Source organism: Asanoa ferruginea (assembly GCF_003387075.1).
In the GTDB taxonomy this organism is placed as follows: Bacteria; Actinomycetota; Actinomycetes; order Mycobacteriales; family Micromonosporaceae; genus Asanoa; species Asanoa ferruginea.
The window spans coordinates 2,098,685-2,118,061 of the sequence record NZ_QUMQ01000001.1 but is presented as its reverse complement, the minus strand read 5'-3'; the positions used below and the strand labels follow the sequence as shown (position 1 = coordinate 2,118,061).

General features: G+C 71.3%; 23 protein-coding genes and 4 tRNA genes. 11 read left to right on the top strand and 16 right to left on the bottom strand.

Translation table 11 applies throughout. The annotated features are described in order from the left end of the window. Nucleotides 1-3: 3 nt before the first annotated feature. Nucleotides 4-1,110 carry a cyclophane-forming radical SAM peptide maturase AmcB gene (gene amcB / locus DFJ67_RS10200; RefSeq protein ID WP_116075993.1) on the top strand — a complete coding sequence of 369 codons (1,107 nt, stop codon included), beginning with the start codon at nucleotides 4-6 and terminating at the stop codon, nucleotides 1,108-1,110. Continuing rightward, entirely contained in the window at nucleotides 1,079-1,315 is a 237-nt protein-coding gene (gene amcA / locus DFJ67_RS10195) for a multiple cyclophane-containing RiPP AmcA (protein ID WP_116067658.1), read from the top strand. Before amcB ends, amcA begins: the two co-directional genes overlap by 32 nt. A gap of 59 nt (nucleotides 1,316-1,374) precedes the next feature. On the opposite strand, the gene DFJ67_RS10190 is transcribed toward amcA, so the two are convergent. Next, a complete protein-coding gene (locus tag DFJ67_RS10190) occupies nucleotides 1,375-1,599 on the bottom strand; it encodes a DUF3073 domain-containing protein (RefSeq protein WP_116067657.1) in 225 nt (74 codons plus the stop codon). Nucleotides 1,600-1,834: 235 nt separating this feature from the next. Next, a complete protein-coding gene (locus DFJ67_RS10185) occupies nucleotides 1,835-2,917 on the bottom strand; it encodes a Glu/Leu/Phe/Val family dehydrogenase (RefSeq protein WP_116067656.1) in 1,083 nt (360 codons plus the stop codon). Nucleotides 2,918-3,084: 167 nt separating this feature from the next. On the opposite strand from DFJ67_RS10185, the gene DFJ67_RS10180 reads away from it, so the two are divergent. From DFJ67_RS10180 to DFJ67_RS10160, 5 genes are all read left to right on the top strand, one after another. Then, nucleotides 3,085-3,924: a DUF8083 family protein gene (locus tag DFJ67_RS10180; protein WP_116067655.1), complete on the top strand. Its 840-nt coding sequence runs from the start codon at nucleotides 3,085-3,087 to the stop codon at nucleotides 3,922-3,924. Nucleotides 3,925-4,171: 247 nt separating this feature from the next. Further along, on the top strand, nucleotides 4,172-4,381 hold the full coding sequence (locus DFJ67_RS10175) for a BldC family transcriptional regulator (RefSeq protein WP_007073996.1): 210 nt from the start codon (nucleotides 4,172-4,174) through the stop codon (nucleotides 4,379-4,381). 113 nt (nucleotides 4,382-4,494) lie between these two features. Next, nucleotides 4,495-5,280 carry a class I SAM-dependent methyltransferase gene (locus DFJ67_RS10170; protein WP_116067654.1) on the top strand — a complete coding sequence of 262 codons (786 nt, stop codon included), beginning with the start codon at nucleotides 4,495-4,497 and terminating at the stop codon, nucleotides 5,278-5,280. 60 nt (nucleotides 5,281-5,340) lie between these two features. Then, the gene (locus DFJ67_RS10165) at nucleotides 5,341-5,907 is read left to right on the top strand and encodes a hypothetical protein (protein WP_116067653.1); all 567 of its coding nucleotides are present in this window, start codon (nucleotides 5,341-5,343) and stop codon (nucleotides 5,905-5,907) included. Continuing rightward, nucleotides 5,904-7,319, top strand: coding sequence for a PrsW family intramembrane metalloprotease (locus tag DFJ67_RS10160; RefSeq protein WP_116067652.1), 1,416 nt, complete (start codon nucleotides 5,904-5,906; stop codon nucleotides 7,317-7,319). Before DFJ67_RS10165 ends, DFJ67_RS10160 begins: the two co-directional genes overlap by 4 nt. Nucleotides 7,320-7,333: 14 nt before the next feature. Here the strand turns inward: DFJ67_RS10160 and DFJ67_RS10155 are convergent, their stop codons facing one another. Together DFJ67_RS10155 and DFJ67_RS10150 are read right to left on the bottom strand one after the other, a co-directional pair. Beyond that, nucleotides 7,334-8,104 carry a GNAT family N-acetyltransferase gene (locus DFJ67_RS10155; protein ID WP_203783555.1) on the bottom strand — a complete coding sequence of 257 codons (771 nt, stop codon included), beginning with the start codon at nucleotides 8,102-8,104 and terminating at the stop codon, nucleotides 7,334-7,336. After that, nucleotides 8,101-8,784 (bottom strand): DUF2786 domain-containing protein, encoded by a 684-nt coding sequence (locus tag DFJ67_RS10150; RefSeq protein ID WP_239097146.1) that lies wholly within the window; start codon nucleotides 8,782-8,784, stop codon nucleotides 8,101-8,103. The genes DFJ67_RS10155 and DFJ67_RS10150 overlap by 4 nt, the downstream gene beginning before the upstream one ends. A 97-nt stretch (nucleotides 8,785-8,881) precedes the next feature. Here DFJ67_RS10150 and DFJ67_RS10145 point away from each other — a divergent pair, with 97 nt between their 5' ends. Continuing rightward, nucleotides 8,882-9,295 (top strand): hypothetical protein, encoded by a 414-nt coding sequence (locus DFJ67_RS10145; RefSeq protein ID WP_170215691.1) that lies wholly within the window; start codon nucleotides 8,882-8,884, stop codon nucleotides 9,293-9,295. Here the strand turns inward: DFJ67_RS10145 and DFJ67_RS10140 are convergent. Together DFJ67_RS10140 and DFJ67_RS10135 are read right to left on the bottom strand one after the other, a co-directional pair. Beyond that, nucleotides 9,289-9,678, bottom strand: coding sequence for a hypothetical protein (locus DFJ67_RS10140; RefSeq protein WP_116067649.1), 390 nt, complete (start codon nucleotides 9,676-9,678; stop codon nucleotides 9,289-9,291). The genes DFJ67_RS10145 and DFJ67_RS10140 overlap by 7 nt on opposite strands. A gap of 45 nt (nucleotides 9,679-9,723) precedes the next feature. Next, entirely contained in the window at nucleotides 9,724-10,077 is a 354-nt protein-coding gene (locus tag DFJ67_RS10135) for a hotdog fold thioesterase (protein WP_116067648.1), read from the bottom strand. Nucleotides 10,078-10,236: 159 nt separating this feature from the next. Between DFJ67_RS10135 and DFJ67_RS10130 the strand changes: the two genes are divergently transcribed. The 3 genes from DFJ67_RS10130 (at nucleotide 10,237) to DFJ67_RS10120 (ending at nucleotide 12,597) form a co-directional block, all read left to right on the top strand. Continuing rightward, nucleotides 10,237-11,580 (top strand): ABC transporter substrate-binding protein, encoded by a 1,344-nt coding sequence (locus DFJ67_RS10130; protein ID WP_116067647.1) that lies wholly within the window; start codon nucleotides 10,237-10,239, stop codon nucleotides 11,578-11,580. A 59-nt stretch (nucleotides 11,581-11,639) separates the two neighbouring features. Next, nucleotides 11,640-12,140 carry a hypothetical protein gene (locus DFJ67_RS10125; RefSeq protein ID WP_116067646.1) on the top strand — a complete coding sequence of 167 codons (501 nt, stop codon included), beginning with the start codon at nucleotides 11,640-11,642 and terminating at the stop codon, nucleotides 12,138-12,140. Between the two features lie 205 nt (nucleotides 12,141-12,345). Beyond that, the gene (locus tag DFJ67_RS10120; protein WP_116067645.1) at nucleotides 12,346-12,597 is read left to right on the top strand and encodes a hypothetical protein; all 252 of its coding nucleotides are present in this window, start codon (nucleotides 12,346-12,348) and stop codon (nucleotides 12,595-12,597) included. Between the two features lie 427 nt (nucleotides 12,598-13,024). Here the strand turns inward: DFJ67_RS10120 and selA are convergent, their stop codons facing one another. From selA to crtI, 10 genes are all read right to left on the bottom strand, one after another. Continuing rightward, nucleotides 13,025-14,323, bottom strand: a complete 1,299-nt coding sequence (gene selA, locus DFJ67_RS10115) for an L-seryl-tRNA(Sec) selenium transferase (protein WP_116067644.1) — start codon at nucleotides 14,321-14,323, stop codon at nucleotides 13,025-13,027. A gap of 25 nt (nucleotides 14,324-14,348) precedes the next feature. Further along, nucleotides 14,349-14,444, bottom strand: a tRNA-Sec gene (locus DFJ67_RS10110). Nucleotides 14,445-14,501: 57 nt separating this feature from the next. After that, complete coding sequence (locus tag DFJ67_RS10105) at nucleotides 14,502-14,951, bottom strand: hypothetical protein (protein ID WP_239097147.1); 450 nt, start codon at nucleotides 14,949-14,951, stop codon at nucleotides 14,502-14,504. 81 nt (nucleotides 14,952-15,032) lie between these two features. Continuing rightward, nucleotides 15,033-15,109, bottom strand: a tRNA-Phe gene (locus DFJ67_RS10100). Nucleotides 15,110-15,121: 12 nt separating this feature from the next. Further along, nucleotides 15,122-15,195, bottom strand: a tRNA-Asp gene (locus DFJ67_RS10095). Nucleotides 15,196-15,232: 37 nt separating this feature from the next. After that, nucleotides 15,233-15,305, bottom strand: a tRNA-Glu gene (locus tag DFJ67_RS10090). A gap of 155 nt (nucleotides 15,306-15,460) precedes the next feature. Further along, nucleotides 15,461-16,276 (bottom strand): polysaccharide deacetylase family protein, encoded by an 816-nt coding sequence (locus tag DFJ67_RS10085; RefSeq protein ID WP_116067643.1) that lies wholly within the window; start codon nucleotides 16,274-16,276, stop codon nucleotides 15,461-15,463. Between the two features lie 101 nt (nucleotides 16,277-16,377). Beyond that, the gene (locus DFJ67_RS10080; RefSeq protein ID WP_116067642.1) at nucleotides 16,378-17,289 is read right to left on the bottom strand and encodes a MerR family transcriptional regulator; all 912 of its coding nucleotides are present in this window, start codon (nucleotides 17,287-17,289) and stop codon (nucleotides 16,378-16,380) included. Continuing rightward, nucleotides 17,279-17,893, bottom strand: coding sequence for an isopentenyl-diphosphate Delta-isomerase (gene idi, locus DFJ67_RS10075; RefSeq protein ID WP_116067641.1), 615 nt, complete (start codon nucleotides 17,891-17,893; stop codon nucleotides 17,279-17,281). The genes DFJ67_RS10080 and idi overlap by 11 nt, the downstream gene beginning before the upstream one ends. After that, on the bottom strand, nucleotides 17,890-19,368 hold the full coding sequence (gene crtI / locus DFJ67_RS10070) for a phytoene desaturase family protein (protein ID WP_116067640.1): 1,479 nt from the start codon (nucleotides 19,366-19,368) through the stop codon (nucleotides 17,890-17,892). The genes idi and crtI overlap by 4 nt, the downstream gene beginning before the upstream one ends. Nucleotides 19,369-19,377 lie beyond the last annotated feature (9 nt).

The window sequence follows — 19,377 nt, the reverse complement described above, 5'->3', positions numbered from 1 at the left end:
GGCATGCACGGCATCGCCCAGGTGCCCTCCTATGTGGTCATGCAGCCGACGACGTTGTGCAACCTCGACTGCGCCTACTGTTATCTGCCGTTCCGCTCCGCCGACCGGAAGATGCCGGTCGGCGTAGCCGGCGCGGTCGCGGGCCCGGTCAACCGCTGGGCCGAAAACGGCCGGTTCTCGGTGGTCTGGCACGGCGGCGAGCCGCTCGCGACCGGTCGCGATCACTTCGCCGCGCTGCTCGCGCCGTTCGACCCGGCGGTCGAGCACCATGTGCAGACCAACGCGACGCTGATCGACGACGCCTGGTGTGAGTTCTTCGCCACGCACGAGATCCGGGTCAGCGTCAGCGTCGACGGCCCGCGCGAGCGCAACGGCGACCGGGTGACCCGGGGCGGCCGGCCCGCCTACGACCGCATCGTGCGCGGCATCGAGACGCTGCGCCGGCACGGCATCGGCTTCTCCACCCTCTGCGTGGTCTCCGACCCCGCGCCGGGGCGGGCGGCCGAGCTCTACCGCTATTTCCTCGACCTCGGTTGCGACGTGCTCGGCATCAACATCGAAGAGACCGAGGGCACCAACACCCGCGGCAACGCCCACCCGGCACAGGACGTCATCGACTTCTGGGCCGAGCTCGTCGCCGCCTGGCGCCAGGACCCGCGGATCCACCTCCGCGAGATCGAGTGGTCCCTGCGCTACACCGAGGCGGTGCTGGCCGGTGAGGCCGACAGCGTGCTGCCCCGGCAGCTCGACCCGATTCCCACCGTGGCCTACGACGGCTCGGTGGTGCTGCTCTCGCCCGAGTTGGCCGGGTTCCAGGACGCCCGGCACGGCGATTTCAGCAGCGGCAACGTCCTCACGACACCCCTTACCGAGATCATCGCGGGTGCGGCGCGGAGCACGCCCTGGGTCGCCGAGTTCCTCGACGGCGTGGAGGCCTGCCGGGCGACGTGCCCCTACTTCGGTTTCTGCGGCGGTGCGCACGCGGCGAACCGCTATTTCGAACACGGCCGGTTCGACACGACCGAGACCGACCACTGCCGCAACAGCAAGATCCGCCTACTGGAAGGGGTGTTGCAGCATGCCCGAGACCACCAGCCTTCGGCCGCCTGAGCACGTCGAAAGCGACCCGGGCACGACCGACCTCGCCGCACGGATGGCCGGTGCGCGGGCAGGGCTCAGCGCACTGTTGTCGGAAGCGGAAGAGGCTCGCAAGCTACGCGCGGAAGCGGCCGACCCGGCCGACGGCGCGGTGTGTGCCTGGAACCACTTTGAGAACATCCCGACGTTCTACAACTGGAACAACCGCCCCCGCTGACCCCTGGACACGACCGAGCACGCGGGTTGTCACCGCGTGCTCGTTGATGACCCGGGGGGTCAGCGGGAGCGAGACGACCAGTTGTTGGCAGCGTCGTCTTCTGCGTTGTCGTCCTCGTCTTCGTCGTCGACCAAGCTGCCGCTCTGGTCGCCGTCGAAGTCGTGGTCCGACTTGCCGCCGTTGCCGAGTTCTCGTTGCAACGCGGCGAGGTCGGTGTTCGGGGAGTGATACTTCAACTCCCTGGCCACCTTCGTCTGCTTGGCCTTAGCACGGCCGCGCCCCATGGCTCGACCCCCTCGCACAGAATTCGGGGCAGCACGAAGGCGGGCCCCGATGACGTCAGGCATCTCTCGTGGCTCTTACGGTACATGGGGATGGCCAGGTTCGACACCTCGGGTTGCCCCGTCTGGCCGGCGCGTCGATCACGTTTTTGATCAGGGGATTGCCCGGCGGTCGTGTCGCCCTCCGAGGTGCGGTCGGCGACACGAGCCAGTAGCCGGACGGTAAGGGGCGTTCTGGTCAGCGGAGATGGATGGTGCGGAGTCGCCCGATCTCGGCCATCCGGCGCTCTGCCAGGCGATCCGCGGCCACCGCGGGCGGCACGCCCTCGGCGTCGGCCAGGCGCAAGATCTCCCGCGTTGTGTCGTAGATCCGCGTCGCGCGCAGCTTCGCGCGATCGAAATTGAACCCTTCGATCTCATCTGCGACCTGGATCACACCGCCCGCGTTGACCACGTAGTCGGGCGTGTAGAGGATGCCGCGATCGGCGAGTTGCTTCTCGATGCCGGGGTGAGCGAGCTGGTTGTTGGCGCCGCCCGTGACGATCTTGGCGTTGAGCAGGGGGACGGTGTCGTCGTCGAGGGCGCCGCCGAGCGCGCAGGGCGCGTACACGTCGATGTCGCTGGTGATCAGGCTGGTGGTGTCGGTGACCACGTCCACCTGGGGGTAGGTGGCGTGGGCCCACTCGAGGGCCCGGGCGTTCACGTCGGTGGCCACCACGCTGGCGCCGTCTTCGATCAGGTGGGCGGTGAGGTGCTTACCGACCTTGCCGAGGCCGGCGACGCCGACCCGGCGGCCGGCGAGGGTCGGGCTGCCCCAGACGTGTTCGGCGGCGGCCCGCATGCCCTGGAACACACCCCAGGCGGTCAGCACCGACGAGTCGCCCGCTCCGCCGTGCTCGACGCTGCGGCCGGTCACATAGCTGGTCTCCCGGGCCACCACGTCCATGTCGGCCACGTAGGTGCCCACGTCGCACGCGGTGTAGTAACGACCGCCGAGCGACTCGACGAACCGGCCGTACGCCCGCAGCAGGCTCTCGCTCTTGATCTTGTCTGGGTCTCCCCAGATGACCGCCTTGCCGCCGCCGAGGTCGAGCCCGGCCAGGGCGTTCTTGTAGGCCATGCCGCGGGAGAGCTCCAGCACGTCGTGGAGCGCCTCGGCCTCGCTGGCGTAGGGGTAGAAGCGGGTGCCGCCGAGCGCGGGGCCCAGCGCGGTCGAGTAGATACCGATGATCGCCTTCAGGCCACTCTGCTTGTCCTGGCAGAAGACGACCTGTTCATGGCCGGTGGAGTCGGGATCTTCCGTGGTTGCGAATACGGCCATCACTGTTCCTCCTGGTCGCGGTGCGGCCTTGTGGGGCGCACGCCTGCGGTTGACGCCGGCGGGGTGGTGCCGGTTTCTGCGCACGACGATATTCCCGTTGGCAACGTGGCGCAGACGCGTGTCGCCCGTCGTTACGGCTCGCGGCCGATTCGTGGGAGGATCGCGCCGTGCCGTCGCTGTTCGCTTCCTACCTGCGGGTCTACGAGCCGTTGACCGCATTCGATCGGGAACGTCAGGTTTTCTGGCGCCGCTACGTCCGTGAAGGCCGTGCCGTCGCGCCCCAGGAGGGCCCGGTCCGGCAGCGGACCGCGGTGATCGAGGGTCTCGGCGCCGGCTGGACCCGCCTGCCCGACCTGCCCGAAGAGGCCTACGTGCTGGAGGCCGACGACACCCTGCTGGTCTGCCCGTGGAACCTGCGGTTGCGGGTGGCCGAGGCGGCGCTGAGCGCGCGTGACGGGGTGCCGTCGGTGATCGCCGACGCGTTCGTCCCGCCGGTGCTCGCCGGCCAGGCCCGCGCGGTCGTCGACGACTGGCGCAGTGGCGCCCGGGTGCTGGAGCACGGCGTGCCGCGGGTGCACGAGCAGATCGCCACCTGGGGCGTGCCGCTGCGCTGGTTCGTCTTCGTCGACCTGGGCGAGCGCGAGCTCGTGCTGCGCGAGGAGCGGCGTTCGCTGCGCTACCGCACCGAGATCTCCAAGGCGCGCCGCCGGGCCTCCCGGGCGCTCTCCGTCCTGCGCAAGTCGGTGGGGGACGCGCCGATCACCGAGGCGGTCGAAGAGGGCGCCCGGTGGCTGGAGGAGTTCCACCCCCGTTCGGTGGTCGAACTCGACTACGGCGGCCTCGTGGATCTGCTCTCCGACACCATCCTGGAAGACGATGACTCGCCAGGTCTCGTTGCTGCCGGCCTGGCCGCTTTGTCCCGCGGTGATGCTGATGGTGCCACTGAGGTCTATGAGAATCTGGTCACTCGTTGGCGCGCGATTCAGCTCCTCGAACGGTGTAATTAAGGGTCAAATCGGTGGCCGTGAATGAGAAAACCTCGTGTTTTCCTGAACACGAACGGTGACGGAGAGTCCAAATAAGGCGGTTTCTGGCATATAAAATCGCCATAAATCGGTCAATGCTCATCCGTCCATCCAGGGACCTTCGGCCGTTCGGCCCATGTCGGACATCGGGGACTAGCCGGACCATGAGAGACGCGTCGGCCGGCGGGACCCCGGCCGATGTCTATAGGTACCTGTGGAGGAGTGACCGATGGCATCGCGTACGCACGAACCCGAGCCGCTACTCACACCGGCAGAGGTCGCGTCGATGTTCCGTGTCGACCCGAAGACGGTGACCCGGTGGGCGAAGGCCGGAAAGCTCAGCGCGATTCGCACGCTGGGCGGCCACCGCCGCTACCGTGAATCCGAGGTTCGAGCCCTGCTGCAGGGGCAAATTCCCCAGCAGCGCCAGGGCGACTGACCAACCCCCGGTCGAACGTTCGTCGGACAGGGGCGGGAGCTACACGACAACCGTGTAGATCCCGCCCCTGATGCGTGTTCGGGAACGGTCTGACCTGCGTCTAAGGTCGACCGGTGCGAGAACCCCTCTCCGGCGACGCCTTCGGCGAGCTGATCCGCGACGCCCTCGCCGTCGCCACCGGGGTCGGCCCCCGACCCCTTGCCGGCGGGCGGTTGCCCCGACCGGTCATCGAGATCATCGAGCGCGATGACGGCCTGATCAACGGGGCGCCCGCCGCTCCCTACCTCGAGGAGCCGGCCGCCTGGCCGGATCACGACCATCGAGCCCTTTCCCGGGTACGCGGACGCGTGCTCGACATCGGCGTCGGCGGCGGCCGGATCGCCCTGGAACTCCAGCGCCGCGGCATCGAGGTGACCGGCCTGGACATCTCCGCCGGCGCGATCGAGGTGTGCCGCCGCCGTGGCGTCCGTGACCTGGTCCTCGGCACCGTCGACGAGCACGCCGCGACCGCCGGGCCCACGTACGACACCTTCCTGATGCTCGGCAACAACCTCGGGCTGATCGGCGGCGCGGACCGGGCACCGGCGTTCCTGGCCGCCCTGGCCGCGCTGGCGCGGCCGGGCGCCCGCCTGATCGCCCACGGCACGAACCCCTACAACACCACCGACCCCGTGCATACCGCCTACCATCGGTGGAACCGGGAACGCGGCCGGCTGGGCGGCCAGCTCCGCATCCGGGTCCGCTACCGGGAGCTGGCCACCGAGTGGTTCGACTACCTGGTCTGCTCGGTCGACGAGCTGAGTTCGCTGGTCAGCGGCACGCAGTGGCGGATCGCGGACATCGACAACGCGGACGCCCCTTACTACCTGGCGACGCTGGAGCTGGCGGCCTCCGGGTAAAGGCGAACAAACCTCGGGAATCCGGCGCTGGCCGACGTCTCGGTCGGTAGCGTCCGATCCATGAGGGTGGCGGGCAGTACGCTGCTGCGGAACCTCGCCGGCAGCATCGGGGTCTTATGCACCGTGGCCGGGCTCGCGGTCGGGCTGCCCGCCCTCGACCGCGCCCTACCGGCGCAGCGCCCGGTCGGAAAAGGCACCTACCCGGTCGGCGGCGGCGTGACCGTCACACCGCCGCCGGACGCCCGCCTCGACGTCACGCTCACCCGACCGGGTGACACCCGCGGCACCGCGGTCTTCCTGGTCGGCACGGTCCGCTACGTCATCGTCGTCACGCCGTTCCAGGGCACGCTCCCGGAAGCGACCGAACGGCTCCGCCGGAAGATCACCGCGGTACGCGGCCACGAGCTCACCGGCCAGCAGTTCCCGGTGTCCACCGCGACCGGCCTGGCCGGCGTCCAGGGCACCTACGCCGCGCCCGGCCGCGGCGGCCGTTACCTGGTCTTCGCCGGCGACGGCGTGGCGATCGAGGTCACCGTGGCCGGCACCGCACCCGCGCTGCGCGACGCCCTCCCGGCGATCGAGGCGAGCACGAAGACGATCGCCCACCGCCGCGGCGGCACCGCATGACCCAGACCCTCCGGTCCGCCCGCAGCGCGCCGGTGCACCCCACGCCGGCCTGGGCCCACCCCGGCAAGTCGCTACTGCTCCCGGCGTTCTGGGTGGTGCTGCTGCTGATCGCCGGTGGCGGGCTGCGGCTGGTCATGTTCATCCGCGAGTCGTTCGCCACCTATCCCACCGCGACCCTCACCGCCCTGGTGCTCTTCGGCCTCTACGCGGTGCCGTTCTGCGTCTTCGTGGCCGCGCTCGACTACCTCGAGCGCGAACCCCCGCTGCTGCTCGCGACCGCCTTCGCCTGGGGCGGCCTGGTCGCGACCTCGATCTCCATCCGCGGCAACACGGCCGTGCACAACCTGATCGCCAAGCTGGCCTCACCCGGAATCGCCGCGGAATGGGGCTCGGCGCTGGCCGGCCCGACCGTCGAGGAGACCGCCAAGGCACTCGGCATCATCGCGATCGTGCTGGTGGCCCGCGCCCAGGTCAACAGCGTCCTGGACGGCGTCGTATACGGCTCGCTGGTCGGCCTGGGCTTCCAGGTCGTCGAAGACGTGGTCTACGCGATCAACGCGGTCGCGGTGGCCGGCCGCGGCGACCAGATCGCCCCGGTGGTGGCCACGTTTCTCCTGCGCGGCTTCCTGGCCGGCCTGTGGAGCCACACCCTGTTCGGCGCCTTGGCCGGCGCGGGCATCGGCTATCTGGCGGTCCGCACCGACCGCTCCCTCTTCTCCCGCGTCGGCGTGGCCGTGCTGTCGGTCCTCGGCGCGATGGCGATCCACTTCCTGTGGAACTCACCACTGCTCTCCCTCGGTGGCGGCGCCGGCATCTTCGGCGACCTGTTCGTCAAGGGCCTACCCCCGCTACTGATGATCCTGTTCCTGGTCCGCGGCGTGCGGCACCGCGAGGCCGACTACTACATGGCGCAGTTGGCGGCCCTGGGTGACCGGCGGATCGCGACGGCCGACGAGCTTCGGGTGCTGGCACACGGCCACCTGCGCGCCGGTGCGCGGCGGCATGCCCATGGGCGGGCGGGGATCAAGGGCCGGCATGCGGTGCGGCGGCTGCAACGCGCCCAGGCCCGGTTGGCGGTCGAGTTGTCGCGGGCCAGCGGGGTCGGTCTGCTGCTCGCACCCGCCGCTGCTTCGGTCGCGCCGGCCCCGGTCGGTGGTGCCGGTGTCGCGGTAGGCGTGGCCCGGATGGCGCCGCAGCCCGCTGGCGCGCTGGTGCTGGGCGGCCCGACGGCGGTGCGCTGGCGCGACCGGGTGCTGGTCGAACGCGGCCGGCTGCTGGCCCTGGGTCACCCCGAGGCGACCGCGCCACTGACCCGCAACGGCAGCATCCGGCGCGTGGTCGGCGGTGTGGCCCTCTTCCTGGCGGCGATGGTCGCGGTCGGGCTGGCGCTGATCGCGCTGGGTGCTTCGTAATCCAGGCGCCGCGGTCAGTCGCGGTGGCCTGGCCGCACAGCATGCTCGACCACGTCGCCGCACGGCTCGAAGCCCAGGTGGGCGTAGACGCTGATGGCGGTCTCGGCTGCCTGGAGAATCGCGGTGTCGTAACCGTCCGTCGCAGCTAGGCCGAGGCCGAAGGAGACCAGCTCGGTAGCCCAGCCCCGGCGGCGGTGCGGCGCCAGCGTGCAGACGTTGTAGAAACCAGCTACTCCCGCGCCGTAGAAGAGTTCCGCCGCCGCGACCGGGCGCCCGTCGGCATACCCGATCAGGTAGCGCGCCGGGCTATCCGCCGCTAATGATCCGGCGGCGGTGCGTGCGAAGAACTCCAGCACCGTCGGCGACGGCGGCGACCAGTTGGCCGCGACCACCGACGCCCAATCCGCCAGCTCGGCCGGCGTCGCGACGACTCGGACCTCCCGGTCCGTAGCCGGACGCGGGCCGGTCGGGCACCACATCGCCAGCTCGCGTTCGGCCACCGGCAGGCCGGCCGCCAGCAACCGGTCGGACAGGTCCGCCGGGGTCGAGCTCGGGCCGACCCACCAGGTGAACGGGCGGCCGGTCGCCCGGAGCAGCGCCACGGTTTCCGCTATCCGGTTGTCGGTGCTGAAGCGGGCCGCCGCCACGATGTTGAACGTGTCGTCCGGCAGGCCGCTGTCGCAGACCAGCACGTCGCCCTCGGCGAGCAGTCGCATGCCGGGCGTGGCGTGGTGCAGGTGGGACGCGTGCCGGGCCAGGTTGTCGTCGAGCGCCGCGAGGTTCACGCCAGCGCGGTCCTGGTGCCCCCCGCGACGTGCGCCCCGCCGCCCAGGTCGGCCGTCGTGCCGGCCGCGAAGCCGGACGCGCCGCCGTCGCCGGTGAGCCGGCGCGGGCGGGCCAGGCGCGCGGTGGGGTAGGCCTCGTCGCGCTTGCGTTCCACTACGCCGGAGCGGTCGGCCAGCACCAGGTCCATCGACGGCACGCTGGACGACGCCGCCGACTCGGCCTCGCGGAGCCGGGTGGTCACCGCGGCCGCGAAGCCGGCCAGCCAGGAACGGCGGAACGCGGCCGGGTGCTGACCGGCCGGCACCGTGGCCGCGGCCAGACCGTGCGCCGCCTGCACCAACAGCGACGTGTAGAGCAGGTCTGCCCGGGTCACGTCGCTGTCGAAGCCGAACAGGTGGACGGCGACCGAGCCCGCCCGGGTGAGCCGGACCGTGCGGCAGCGCAACGGGATGGCTACACCGACCAGGAGGCCGGCCTTGTCGGTGGCGTACGGCGACGGCACCTCGATCAGCCGGTCGACCACCGGGTCGCGGGCCGGGTCGCGAGCGGCGAGCAGTGCCTGGTCGACACCGTATTTGGCGATCAGCTCGGTCGCCTTGGCGGTCAGCGCCTGCGCCTCGGCCGGGGAGCACGCCGGGTCTTCGGCCTTGGCCAGCAGCTTTCGCACCTTGTCAAGCACGAGGTCAAGAGATAGCACATCGCCGGAAACGAGTGTCAGACATGGATTCACGTGAGTACGCTGACCACGCCCCTTGATCCACGATGGAGGCCGCCCAATGCTGTCCCGACTCCTTCGCGTCCTAATGACCATCACCACGATGGGGTTGCTCGGCGTCGCCTTAGCCACCCCGGCCCAGGCCGAACCCAGCGCCGACGTCGCCGCCGCCGGCGCCTGCTACAGCGGGTTCGTCCGCAAGTCCCTCCCGCGCGGCGGCACCGGCTTCGACGCCGGGCCCTACACGACCTCGACGCGCTGCGTCGACATCAACGTCCGCAACGCCAGCGTCTACCCGTTCAAGGTCTGCGTGATCTTCGTCAGCGTCGGCTCGTGCAACTACTGGACCAGCGTGCCGACCGGCGGGGCCTGGCGGATCGCCGCCACCAACGTGCGCGACAACGTGAAGTTCTACGTGCGGGTCGTGCTCGCCGAATACAAATACGAGCCGCTGGTGATCGACACCGCTTACTGAGAGCGGCGGCGGAGCGTGGCGACGGCCGACCCGGCCAGCGTCAACAGGCACTCCGGCAACTGACCGTCGGCCAGCGCGGCGCCGAACAGCGCCTCGCCGGTCGACGCGTCGCTGTTGGCGTAGGCGCTCACGAAACGGGCCACCCAGCGGGTGTCGTAGCCGGCCTCGTCGATGTCGGGGAAGTCGAGCGTCCACCGGCCGACCGGCACGCCCTCGCCGACCATCGTCGCGGCCAGGCACCAGGCGACGTCATAGGCGCCAACCACACCAGACCGGTCGACGACCGCGTCGAACGCGTCGACCACCGCGTCGCTGTCGCCGTCGAGGGCCAACCGCAGCACCTGCGCGGCGTCGTCGACCGCATCCGGGGGAACCTCGACCACGGGCGAACTCTACGACCCGTCGTCAACCGCGGCCACGCGAACGGGTCAGCTCGGCGCGCGGAGCAGGCAGGTCAGCCGGGCGGTGCAGACCCGGTCGCCGGCCTCGTCGGTGATCACGATCTCGTAGGTGGCGGTGCCCCGCCCGCGGTGGGCCGGCGTCGCGACACCGGTGACCGTACCCGTGCGTACCGCCTTGTGGTGGGTGGCATTGATGTCGACGCCCAAGGCGAGCCCGCGGCCGACGGTGTGCCCGTGCAGGACGGCGGCGACCGAGCCGAGCGTCTCGGCCAGCACGCATGACGCGCCGCCGTGCAGCAGGCCGTATGGCTGCGTGTTGCCGTCGACCGGCATCGTGCCGACCACGCGCTCCGGGGTCATCTCGGTCAGGACGATGCCCATCCGTTCCGCGAGCGCGCCGGGGCCGTTTGCGAGAGGTGAAGTTGACACGCGGTCACGTTACCCGTCGGTATTACGGCTTTGGCCGGGCGCTATCCCATATATCGACGCCGGCACGCTACCCTCCCTGGCGGACCTCAGGGGAGGAAGGACGGACACCCCATGCTCGTCTCCCGCGGAGCGCGTCACATGGCCATCGCCGTGTGCGCCGCGCTCGTGCTGGCCAGCGCCGCGTGTGGCAAAGATGCCCCACCGCCGGACACCGCCGACTCGGCCGGCACCCCGGCCCGGCTCTACGGCACCGACGGAAACATGATCAATACGTTCGGCGACGAGTTCAAGGATCAGGCGGGCATGCTCGCCGGGATGAAGGGGACAACTCCCCTCGCCCCGCTGTCCGAAGACTTCAAGGCGCGCATCAAGGCGCTTCGCCCCGAGCTCACCGACTACACCTACGCCGGCGAGACCTACGACGCGATCGTGATCAGCGCGCTCGCGGCGCAGCAGGCGGGCTCGATCGATCCGACCAAGATCGCCAACCAGATCAACTCGGTGACCACCGGCGGCACGGAATGCGAGACGGTGCCGGCCTGCCTGGCGCTCGCCCGCGACGGAGCCGACCTGCAATACCGCGGCGTCTCGCTGAAGCGCGGCGGGTTCACCGACGCCGGCGAGCCGTCGACCGCAAGCTACGCGACGCTGCACTTCGGCTCGGGCGACCGACTCGACGACAGCAAGACGGAATACGTCGGTGCCGGCGACGAGTCGACAACCTCGACGAAGAAGCCGCCCAAGACGTCGGCCGCTCCGGACAAGATCGACCCGCTCAAGATCGGCGGCCTGCTGCCGGAGACCGGCGACCTCGCGCTGGCCTACCCGCCGATGGAGGCGGCCGCCGCGCTCGCGATCCAGGAGCTCAACGCTGCCGGCGGCGTGTTCGGGCAAGACGTCGTGTGGGTGCCCGGCGACGACGGCACCAACCCCGACGTCGCCAAGAAGACCGTGGAAAAGCAGATCAACGCCAAGGTCAGCGTGATCATCGGCGCCGGTGCGTCGAGCATCTCGCGCGCGGTGCTGCCCGCCGTGGTCAAGGCCGGCGTCGTGCTCTTCTCGCCGTGCAACACCGACGCCGGGCTGAGCACGGTCGACGACAAGGGCCTCTACTTCCGCACCGCGCCCTCCGACATCCTCCAGGGCCGCGCGCTGGCCGACGTGATCCTGCGCGACGGGCCACACAAGGTCGCGATCGTGGCGCGCAACGACTCCTACGGCACGGGCCTGCAAGGCAACGTGAAGTCCGAACTGGAGCGGGCCGGCTTCCCGACCAACAGCATCGAGTTGCTGACCTACGAGCCGCCGACCCCGGCCGCGCCCGACATCGACTTCACCACCGGGGCCAACCAGATCAAGACCAACAGCCCCGACGGCGTGCTGGTCATCGGCTTCGGCGAGTCGGCCCAGATCATCAAGGCGCTCGCGAAGGCCGGCGTGGAGATCCACCACTAGGCACACCTGGCACGTTTCCGGGAGCCGGGCCCGGCGGCCCCGGCCATAGATTGCTCCACATGAGTGAGTGGGACACATCGCACCTGGCCAGTGACCCGGCCGGGGTAGACGGACTGGGCAGCGGCGACGAGACCGGCGGCTTCGCCGACGGGCCGGCCGGTTTCGGCGCGCCGCACTCCATCGTGGAGCACGACCTCGACGGTGGCCGCACCTACATCACCGACCTCGACGGCGACGGCTACGCCGACCTGGTCTCCGTCGACGGCGACCACGACGGCGTGATCGAGGCCGCCTACCACGACAGCGACGGCGACGGCCGGCTCGACACGATCATGCGGGACTACGACGAAGACGGCGTGGCCGACCAATACCTGACCGACGCCAACGGCGACGGCCACACCGACGCGGTCGCGTCCGACATCAACAACGACGGCCGGGTCGACTCGCTCGCCCTGGACACCGACTTCGACGGCCGCACCGACGCCTGGGTCCGCGACACCAACTACGACGGCATCGCCGACTACGCCTCGATGCGCCCAAGCCCATTCGCCACAAACTAGATCAAATGCGGGATGGCTCGGGCCCGCGGTGGGCACGACCGTCGCTCCCGCCAGAGAGCGCTCCGCTACGCTCCGCTGCCAGGTCCGCCGCTGGTCGCTCGCACGGCGACACGCCGGCCCGTTCGCATGAGCGTCGAGTCGCGGTGTGCGGCCGGTGGCCGTAGGTTGTGCCGGAACGCTACCCGCACCCGCGCGAGGAGATCCGATGAGCGAGTCCGAAGAGGTCGTCGAGACCCGCGGCGACGAGCGCGTCGAGCTGATGACGGCCGACGCCAACAACGACGGCAAGACCGACGTGTGGGTGGTCGACACCGACGGCGACGGCAAGCCCGACCTGTTCCAATTCGACACCACCGGCGACGGCAAGGTCGACGTCACCATGGTCGACCTCGATGAAGACGGCACCCCCGACGAGATCGTCGACGGCGACGGCGGCCACCCGCCGACCGCCGCCTGACCCAAGCCGAAGGCCCGTCCGTCCGGGCGGGCCTAATGCTTGTCGGCCACTCGCCGACCGCTGCCTGATCCGGGCCGAAGGCCTGTCCGTGGGGGCGGGCCTTGTGTTTGTGGGTCGCCCGCTGACCGCGGCCTGATCCGGGTCGAAGGGCTGTCCGTGGGGGTGGGCCTTGTGTTTGTGGGTCGCCCGTTGACCGCGGCCTGATCCGGGTCGAAGGGCTGTCCGTGGGGGTGGGCCTTGTGTTTGTGGGTCGCCCGTTGACCGCGGCCTGATCCGGGTCGAGGGCCCGTCCGTCCGTGTGGGCGGGGCTAATGTTTGTGGGCCACTCGCCGACCACTGCCTGATCCGGGCCGAAAGGCGCGTCGTAAGGGCGGGCCTGATGCTCGTGGCCGCCCGCCGGGCTTGGTCGCCTGAGGGCTGGTCGGCCTTAGTGCTGTTTGGCCGCTGACAGCAGCGCGGTCAGCAGATCCTCGTCGGCCTGTGGCGGGACCGTGCGCAGGTCGAGCAGACAGCGCCCGGCGGAGACGCGGCCGACCACCGGCGGGTCGCCCTGGCGGAGCAGCGCCGCGTAACCGGTCGGCAGGCTCAGACCGACGCTCGGCAGCACCACTCCCGGCGCACCCCCGCCGCCCACCGTCGAACCGGTGTCGACCACCTCGACGTCGATACCCGCCTCGGCCAACACCGCCGACAGCCGTTGCGCCCGGTCGCGCAGCGCCGCCACCGGAGTCCGCAGCGACACCGTCGTCGGCGGCAGCGGCCCCGAGACCGTGGCCTCGAGAGCGGCCAGCGTCAGCTTGTCGACCCGCAGCGCGCGCGCCAGCGGGTGCCGGGCCATCCGGGTGACCAGGTCGGTGCGGCCGAAGATCAGACCGGCCTGCGGGCCGCCGAGCAGCTTGTCGGCGCTCGCGGTGACCAGTGCCGCGCCCGCGGCCAACGCCGAGGCGGCGTCGGGCTCGTCGGGCAGCAGCGGCTCGGGCGCCAGGAGGCCCGAGCCGATGTCGTAGACCACCGGCACGTCCAGGGACACCAGTTCTGCCAGGGTGGGCGCCGCGGTGAAGCCGCTGACCCGGTAGTTGGACGGGTGCAGCCGCATCACCAGCGCCGTCTCGGGGCCGATCGCCTCGGCGTAGTCGGCGAGCCGGGTCCGGTTGGTGGTGCCGACCTCGCGGAGCACGGCACCCGCCGCGGTGAGCAACTCGGGGATCCGGAACCCGTCGCCGATCTCGATCAGCTCGCCCCGGCTGACCACGACCTCCCGTCCGGCGGCGAGGGCGAACACGGTCAGCGCGAGCGCGGCCGCGTTGTTGTTGACGACGTGCACCGCCTCGGCGCCGGGCACCGCGGCCCGCAGCGCGCCGAGGACCTCGGTGCCGCGTTTGGCGCGTACACCGGATGAGAGGTCGAATTCGACGTCGGTGTAGCCGGCGGCGTCGGTGACCGCGGCGACCGCGGCCGGCGACAGGGCGGAACGGCCGAGGTTGGTGTGCACGATGACACCGGTGGCGTTGAGCACCCGGCGCAGCCCAGCGGCTGAGGCGGGCAGGGTGGCGACCGCGACATCGGCGGCGGCCTCGGCCGGCAGCCGGCCGGAGCGCACCTGGTCGAGCGCCCGGGCGACGGCCGCGCGGACGAGACCGGGGCCGAGCCGCTCGGCGGCGGCGACCAGGCGTGGGTCGGCGAGGACCGCGTCGACCCGCGGCGTCGCGCGGCGTGGATCGGTCATCGCGCCCCCCGGGTAGGGAAGGTTGTGGCGGAGGCGTACGGGAATCGAACCCGCCTGACCCGGATGCCGGATCACGCCGGTTTTGAAGACCGGGAGGGCCACCAGGCGCCCACTCGCCTCCGCGGGCGACTATAGGCGACCCAGCGCACCCGGGCACGGCAAACGCCGTGCGCCGGGATCAGCTCTTGGCGACCACCCGGACGACGGACGAGCCGCCCGCGGTCGCGCCGTCCTGGTTCGCCGAGGTGACCAGGTTGTAGTAGCCCGGCTGGGCGTCGGCGCCGATCACGATGGTGCTCACCGGTTGCTCGTCGGGCGTGCCGGCTGGCCGGACCGGGACCGCGGTGTAGGTGGTGGCGGGGGCCGCGCCGCCCTTCAGGTCGTCGGCCGAGGCGTAGGGGCCGGCCAGGCTCGCGGTCAGCTCGACCTGGGGCGGCCCGGAGACGGGGCCCTCGGGTGTCTGGACGATCCAGTGCACGGTCATGGTCTGGCCCGGCCGGTATTGCGTCTCGACGTCGGCCGCCACGCAGCACGAGTAGGTGACCGTGACGGTCGGCGATGCGGACTCGGTGCAACCCGACAGGCCGGCGAGGGCCACGAACCCGAGGAGCAGGGCATGGGGTCTCATGGGGGCGAACCTAGCGGGAGAAAGCAACACGCCCACCGTGCGAGGCACAGGTGGGCGGTGCTCAAAGCCCGGCGAGAGGCTTGGTGGCCAGGGGCGGGGTCGAACCGCCGACCTTCCGATTTTCAGTCGGACGCTCGTACCAACTGAGCTACCTGGCCGTGGTGACAACGCGGTCCTGACGGGACTTGAACCCGCGACCTCCGCCTTGACAGGGCGGCGAGCACTCCAACTGCTCCACAGGACCTTGCTCGTGCTGCCCGGCCGAAGCCGGGGTCTTGCCGTGCCCCCAACGGGATTCGAACCCGTGCTACCGCCTTGAAAGGGCGGCGTCCTGGGCCGCTAGACGATGAGGGCGGGCCCCGCAATCATCGCACATGTGGATCCAGGCGCGAACTTCGCGGCAGTGCTCCCATCCGGACCAGCCGGAGGCTTCGAAAGCATACGCGATGCCTGTCTCCGCCACCAAGCCGGTATCACCGGTACCGCAAACCCGCCCAAACCCCACCCGCTCAGTGGAGTTGGGTGATCCCGAACCGGCTGCGGAGGTTCTTGATCACGTTAGGGCAGGCGACCAGGGTGCCGTTGCGGTCGCCGCCGCCGTCGTGCATCAGGATGATCGAGCCCGGGCGGGAGTGGGAGATCACCCGGGAGCCGATCAGCTTGGCGTCGGAGATCTCCCAGTCGCGCGGGTCGACGTCCCAGCCCAGCGGTTTCATGCCCAGCGAGGAGCTGACCTTGACCACGCTGTCGGTCCACTCGCCGCCGGGTTGCCGGAAGTAGCGGATCTTCGCGTTGGGCACTGCCGCGCGGATCGCTCGGTTGGTCGCCTCCAGGTTGGCCTTGATCTCGGCGGCCGGGCGCTTGCCCAGGTCGAGTTCGTGGTTCCAACTGTGGTTGCAGAGCGTGTGCCCCTCGCGGACGATCCGCCTCATCAGCGAGGGGTATTTCTTGACCTGCGTGCCAACCACGCAGAAGGTCGCCTTCACGTGGGCAGCCTTGAGGCGGTCGAGCACCTTCGGCGTCCACATCGGGTGCGGGCCGTCGTCGAAGGTGAGCGCCACCTGCTTGCGACCGGTCAGCTTCATGCTGCCGAACGGCCCGCTGCCGGCCGGCTTGGGCTTCGGTTTGGGTTTGGGCGCCACGACCACGTCGGGCGGAGTGGCAGACGGCGAGGGCGCCGCGGTGGTCGGCCGCACCTCGGGCGGGCTGGCCGTGACCGTGCTGCGCTGATTGGCCAGCACGGCGGATCTGTTGGTCGTCCAGCGTGAGCCGACCAGCAGCGTGAGGACGACCAGCGCGGCAGCGACCGCGACGCGTCTCGACATCGTCGACTCCCAGGGCGGGAGCGGGGGCGTGCTCCCAAGGGGCGCCGGCCCACGCCGGCGAGGACCGCACACACGGTAGCGGACCCTGGCTCGGTATTCGACTATCCGAGAGACCTTCGCGCCCACGTTTGGGCGAGCTGGAGCGCCTCGGCGAGGCTTGTCGGCGCGACCACGCCGGTGGGCAGGCTGTCGACCGACCAACCTGGACCGCCGGCGAGGATCAGCACCGGGCGACGCGGCGCGTCCTGGAGCGCCACGAGCTGTGCCGGGTCGGCGGTGTCGGGCGTGTGCGACCAGATCATCACGACGTCGGGGCCGGTGCGGTCGACCGCGTCGGCCAGCGCCACGGACGGCACCCGGGCGCCGAGCAGCCGGCTCGCGACGCCGTCGATCGCCAGCGCGGCGGCCATCGCCTCCAGCGGCAGGCTGTGCTGCTCCTCGTCGGCGCAGGCGAGCAGGATCCGGGGCGGTTCCGCGCCGCGGGGGCGGGGTACGGCGGCGAACACCTCGGTCGCGGTGCGGGAGAACAGGTGCTCGACCTCGATCAGCCGCTTGGACGCCATGTGTCGCTCGCCGATCCCGGCCAGCACCGGGCGCAGCACGTCGTCCCACGCCGACACGACGCCCTGGTCGGTGACGGCCCGCGCCATGATCTCGCGCATCGCGTCGACGTCGAGCCGGATCGCGGCCCGGGCCAGGCCGCGCGCGGTCGGCCCGGCGCGGCCGACCGGGATCGCGAAGCCGCCACCGTCGCGGGCCGGCTGCTGCTCGGCCGGCGGGACGTCGGGTGCGTAGCGGGCCCACCGGGCCGCTTCGGCCGGTGCGATGCCCTCGCCGGTGAGCCGGCGCATCACCTCCAGCCGGGACAGGTCCTCGGCCGTGTAACGGCGGTGGTGGCCGGGCACGTGGCTGCTCGGCCCCAGCCCGTAGCGCTGGTGCCAGGTGCGCAGCGTCGTGACCGCGACACCGAGGCGGCGCGCGACAGCCCCGGCGCTCAGGCCGTCATCGGCCACCCGACCGCTCCGCCGCGTCGCCGTCGGCGTCTGCCGGGACCGCGGCGGCGCCCACGGCGCCGGACCGCTGGAACGCGGCGACCTGGTTGATCACCCCCGCCAACCAGGGTGAGTAGAGGGTGGGTTCGGCGCGGATCGCGCGCGGCAGCACCTCGGGGTCGACCCAGTCGAGCTCGGCGACCTCGTCGGGGTCGGGCAGCAGCCGCTCGTCGCCGGACACGCGGCCGAGCAGCACGTGGTCGTATTCCCACTCGACCCGCCCCGTCGACGGGTCCTCGGCGTAGTAGACGTAGACGCCGATCTCCGAGAGCGCGACCGGTGCGGCGCCGAGTTCCTCCTTGAGCCGCCGGTTGGCGGAGACGGCGAGTTCCTCGCCCGGTGCGGGGTGGCCACAGCAGGTGTTGGCCCAGCGCATCGGGAAGCGCGTCTTCACCGCCGCCCGGCGTTGGAGCAGGACCCGCCCATCGGGATCCATCAGCACCACCGAGAACGCCCGGTGCAACTGACCGGGGCGCTGGTGTGCCACCTCGACGGTCTCGCTGCCGATCGGCAGGCCGTCGTCGTCGACGAGCTCGACGAGGTGTCGTTCGCGAGAGTCGGTCATGTCAGTCCTCCGACGATCCGGGAAGCCGCGAGCTTGCCGGAGATGAGCACCATCGGCACGCCGACGCCGGGCTGGGTGCCGGAGCCGACGAAAACCACATTGGACAATGAGCGGTGCAGGTTGCCCGGGCGGAACGGCCCGGTCTGGAAGAGGCTGTGCGCGGCCGCGAACGGGGTGCCCGCGGCCATTCCGGCGGCCGCCCAGTCGGCGGGCGTGACCACGCGGGAGACTTCGACGCCGGCCGCGAACCCGTGGTAGCCGCGCCGTTCGAGCGTGGCCATGAGGTCGTCGGCGTAGCGGCGGCCCAGCGGGCCGCGCCAGTCGAGCGGCGCCCGGTCGAGGTTGGGCACCGGTGCGAGCACGTAGTAGCTGTGCCGGCCGGCCGGTGCCACTGTGGGCTCGGTGCGGCTGGGGTTGGTGACCAGCAGCGACGGGTCCGACATCAGCTCGCCCCGGTCGATGATCTCGGCGAACGTGCGCCGCCAGGCCCGGCCGAAGTGGATGTTGTGGTGCGCGATCCGCTCGTACCCCTGGCTGGATCCGATGTGCAGGACCACCGCGGAGGGTGAGTAGCGCAGCGGGCGCTGCGGCTCGCCGAGGAGCTGCTCGGAAGCGACCGGCAGGTCAGGGTTGAGCACGACCACGTCGGCCGGGATCCGCTCGCCGGTCGCGGTGTGCACGGCGACGGCCCGGCCGCCGGACGTCTCCACCCGGGTGACCGCGCAGTCGTAGCGGATCTGCACGCCGTGCTTCTCGGCGGCGCCGGCGAGCGCGCGCGGCACCGCGTGGATGCCGCCGCGCGGGTAGAACACCCCGGCGACCGAGTCGAGGTAGGCGATGACCGCGTAGATCGCGAGCGCGTCCTCCGGCGCGAGGCCGGCATACATGGCCTGGAAAGAGAAGATTCTGCGGGTACGCGGATCGCGGAAGAACTGGTTGACCTTGGTCTGTAGCCGGCGGAACGCGCCGTTGGCGAACAGCCGCAGCAGGTTGCCGGTGAGCAGATCGGTGGGCGCGTCGAAGTTGCGCGCGATGAAGTCGTCGCGCTCGAGCCGCCACAGCTCACGGGCGAACTCGACAAACCGCAGATAGCCATCGGCCTCGCGGGGGCCGCAGACGCGGGAGATCTCGCCGGCCATCCGCACGGTGTCGGTGATCACGTCGAGGGTCGAGCCGTCGGGGTAGTGGGCCCGGTAGGCCGGGTCGAGCGGGATCAGCTCGAGCCAGTCGCCGAGCTCCTCACCGACCGCGGCCAGCGCCTCGGCGATCAGGTCGGGCATGGTGAGCACGGTGGGGCCGGTGTCGAACTCGTAGCCGTCGAGGCTGAGCCGGCCGGCGCGCCCGCCGGGGACCGCCTCGCGCTCGACGATGGTCACCTGGCGCCCCGCCCCGGCCAGGTGCAGGGCAGCGGCCAGCCCGCCGAGGCCCGCGCCGACCACGACGACGCGGTCGGTCGGTCCGGTCACGGTTCGCATGCCCACCTC

Excerpts from the sequence above, each read along its gene's own strand:
- amcB (WP_116075993.1), top strand. The coding sequence starts at position 4 with ATGCACGGCATCGCCCAGGTGCCCTCCTATGTGGTCATGCAGCCGACG.
- amcA (WP_116067658.1), top strand. The coding sequence starts at position 1,079 with ATGCCCGAGACCACCAGCCTTCGGCCGCCTGAGCACGTCGAAAGCGAC.
- DFJ67_RS10190 (WP_116067657.1), bottom strand. The coding sequence starts at position 1,599 with ATGGGGCGCGGCCGTGCTAAGGCCAAGCAGACGAAGGTGGCCAGGGAG.
- DFJ67_RS10185 (WP_116067656.1), bottom strand. The coding sequence starts at position 2,917 with ATGGCCGTATTCGCAACCACGGAAGATCCCGACTCCACCGGCCATGAA.
- DFJ67_RS10175 (WP_007073996.1), top strand. The coding sequence starts at position 4,172 with ATGGCATCGCGTACGCACGAACCCGAGCCGCTACTCACACCGGCAGAG.
- DFJ67_RS10165 (WP_116067653.1), top strand. The coding sequence starts at position 5,341 with ATGAGGGTGGCGGGCAGTACGCTGCTGCGGAACCTCGCCGGCAGCATC.
- DFJ67_RS10160 (WP_116067652.1), top strand. The coding sequence starts at position 5,904 with ATGACCCAGACCCTCCGGTCCGCCCGCAGCGCGCCGGTGCACCCCACG.
- DFJ67_RS10145 (WP_170215691.1), top strand. The coding sequence starts at position 8,882 with ATGCTGTCCCGACTCCTTCGCGTCCTAATGACCATCACCACGATGGGG.
- DFJ67_RS10135 (WP_116067648.1), bottom strand. The coding sequence starts at position 10,077 with ATGGGCATCGTCCTGACCGAGATGACCCCGGAGCGCGTGGTCGGCACG.
- DFJ67_RS10130 (WP_116067647.1), top strand. The coding sequence starts at position 10,237 with ATGCTCGTCTCCCGCGGAGCGCGTCACATGGCCATCGCCGTGTGCGCC.
- DFJ67_RS10125 (WP_116067646.1), top strand. The coding sequence starts at position 11,640 with ATGAGTGAGTGGGACACATCGCACCTGGCCAGTGACCCGGCCGGGGTA.
- DFJ67_RS10120 (WP_116067645.1), top strand. The coding sequence starts at position 12,346 with ATGAGCGAGTCCGAAGAGGTCGTCGAGACCCGCGGCGACGAGCGCGTC.
- selA (WP_116067644.1), bottom strand. The coding sequence starts at position 14,323 with ATGACCGATCCACGCCGCGCGACGCCGCGGGTCGACGCGGTCCTCGCC.
- DFJ67_RS10105 (WP_239097147.1), bottom strand. The coding sequence starts at position 14,951 with ATGAGACCCCATGCCCTGCTCCTCGGGTTCGTGGCCCTCGCCGGCCTG.
- DFJ67_RS10085 (WP_116067643.1), bottom strand. The coding sequence starts at position 16,276 with ATGTCGAGACGCGTCGCGGTCGCTGCCGCGCTGGTCGTCCTCACGCTG.
- idi (WP_116067641.1), bottom strand. The coding sequence starts at position 17,893 with ATGACCGACTCTCGCGAACGACACCTCGTCGAGCTCGTCGACGACGAC.
- crtI (WP_116067640.1), bottom strand. The coding sequence starts at position 19,368 with ATGCGAACCGTGACCGGACCGACCGACCGCGTCGTCGTGGTCGGCGCG.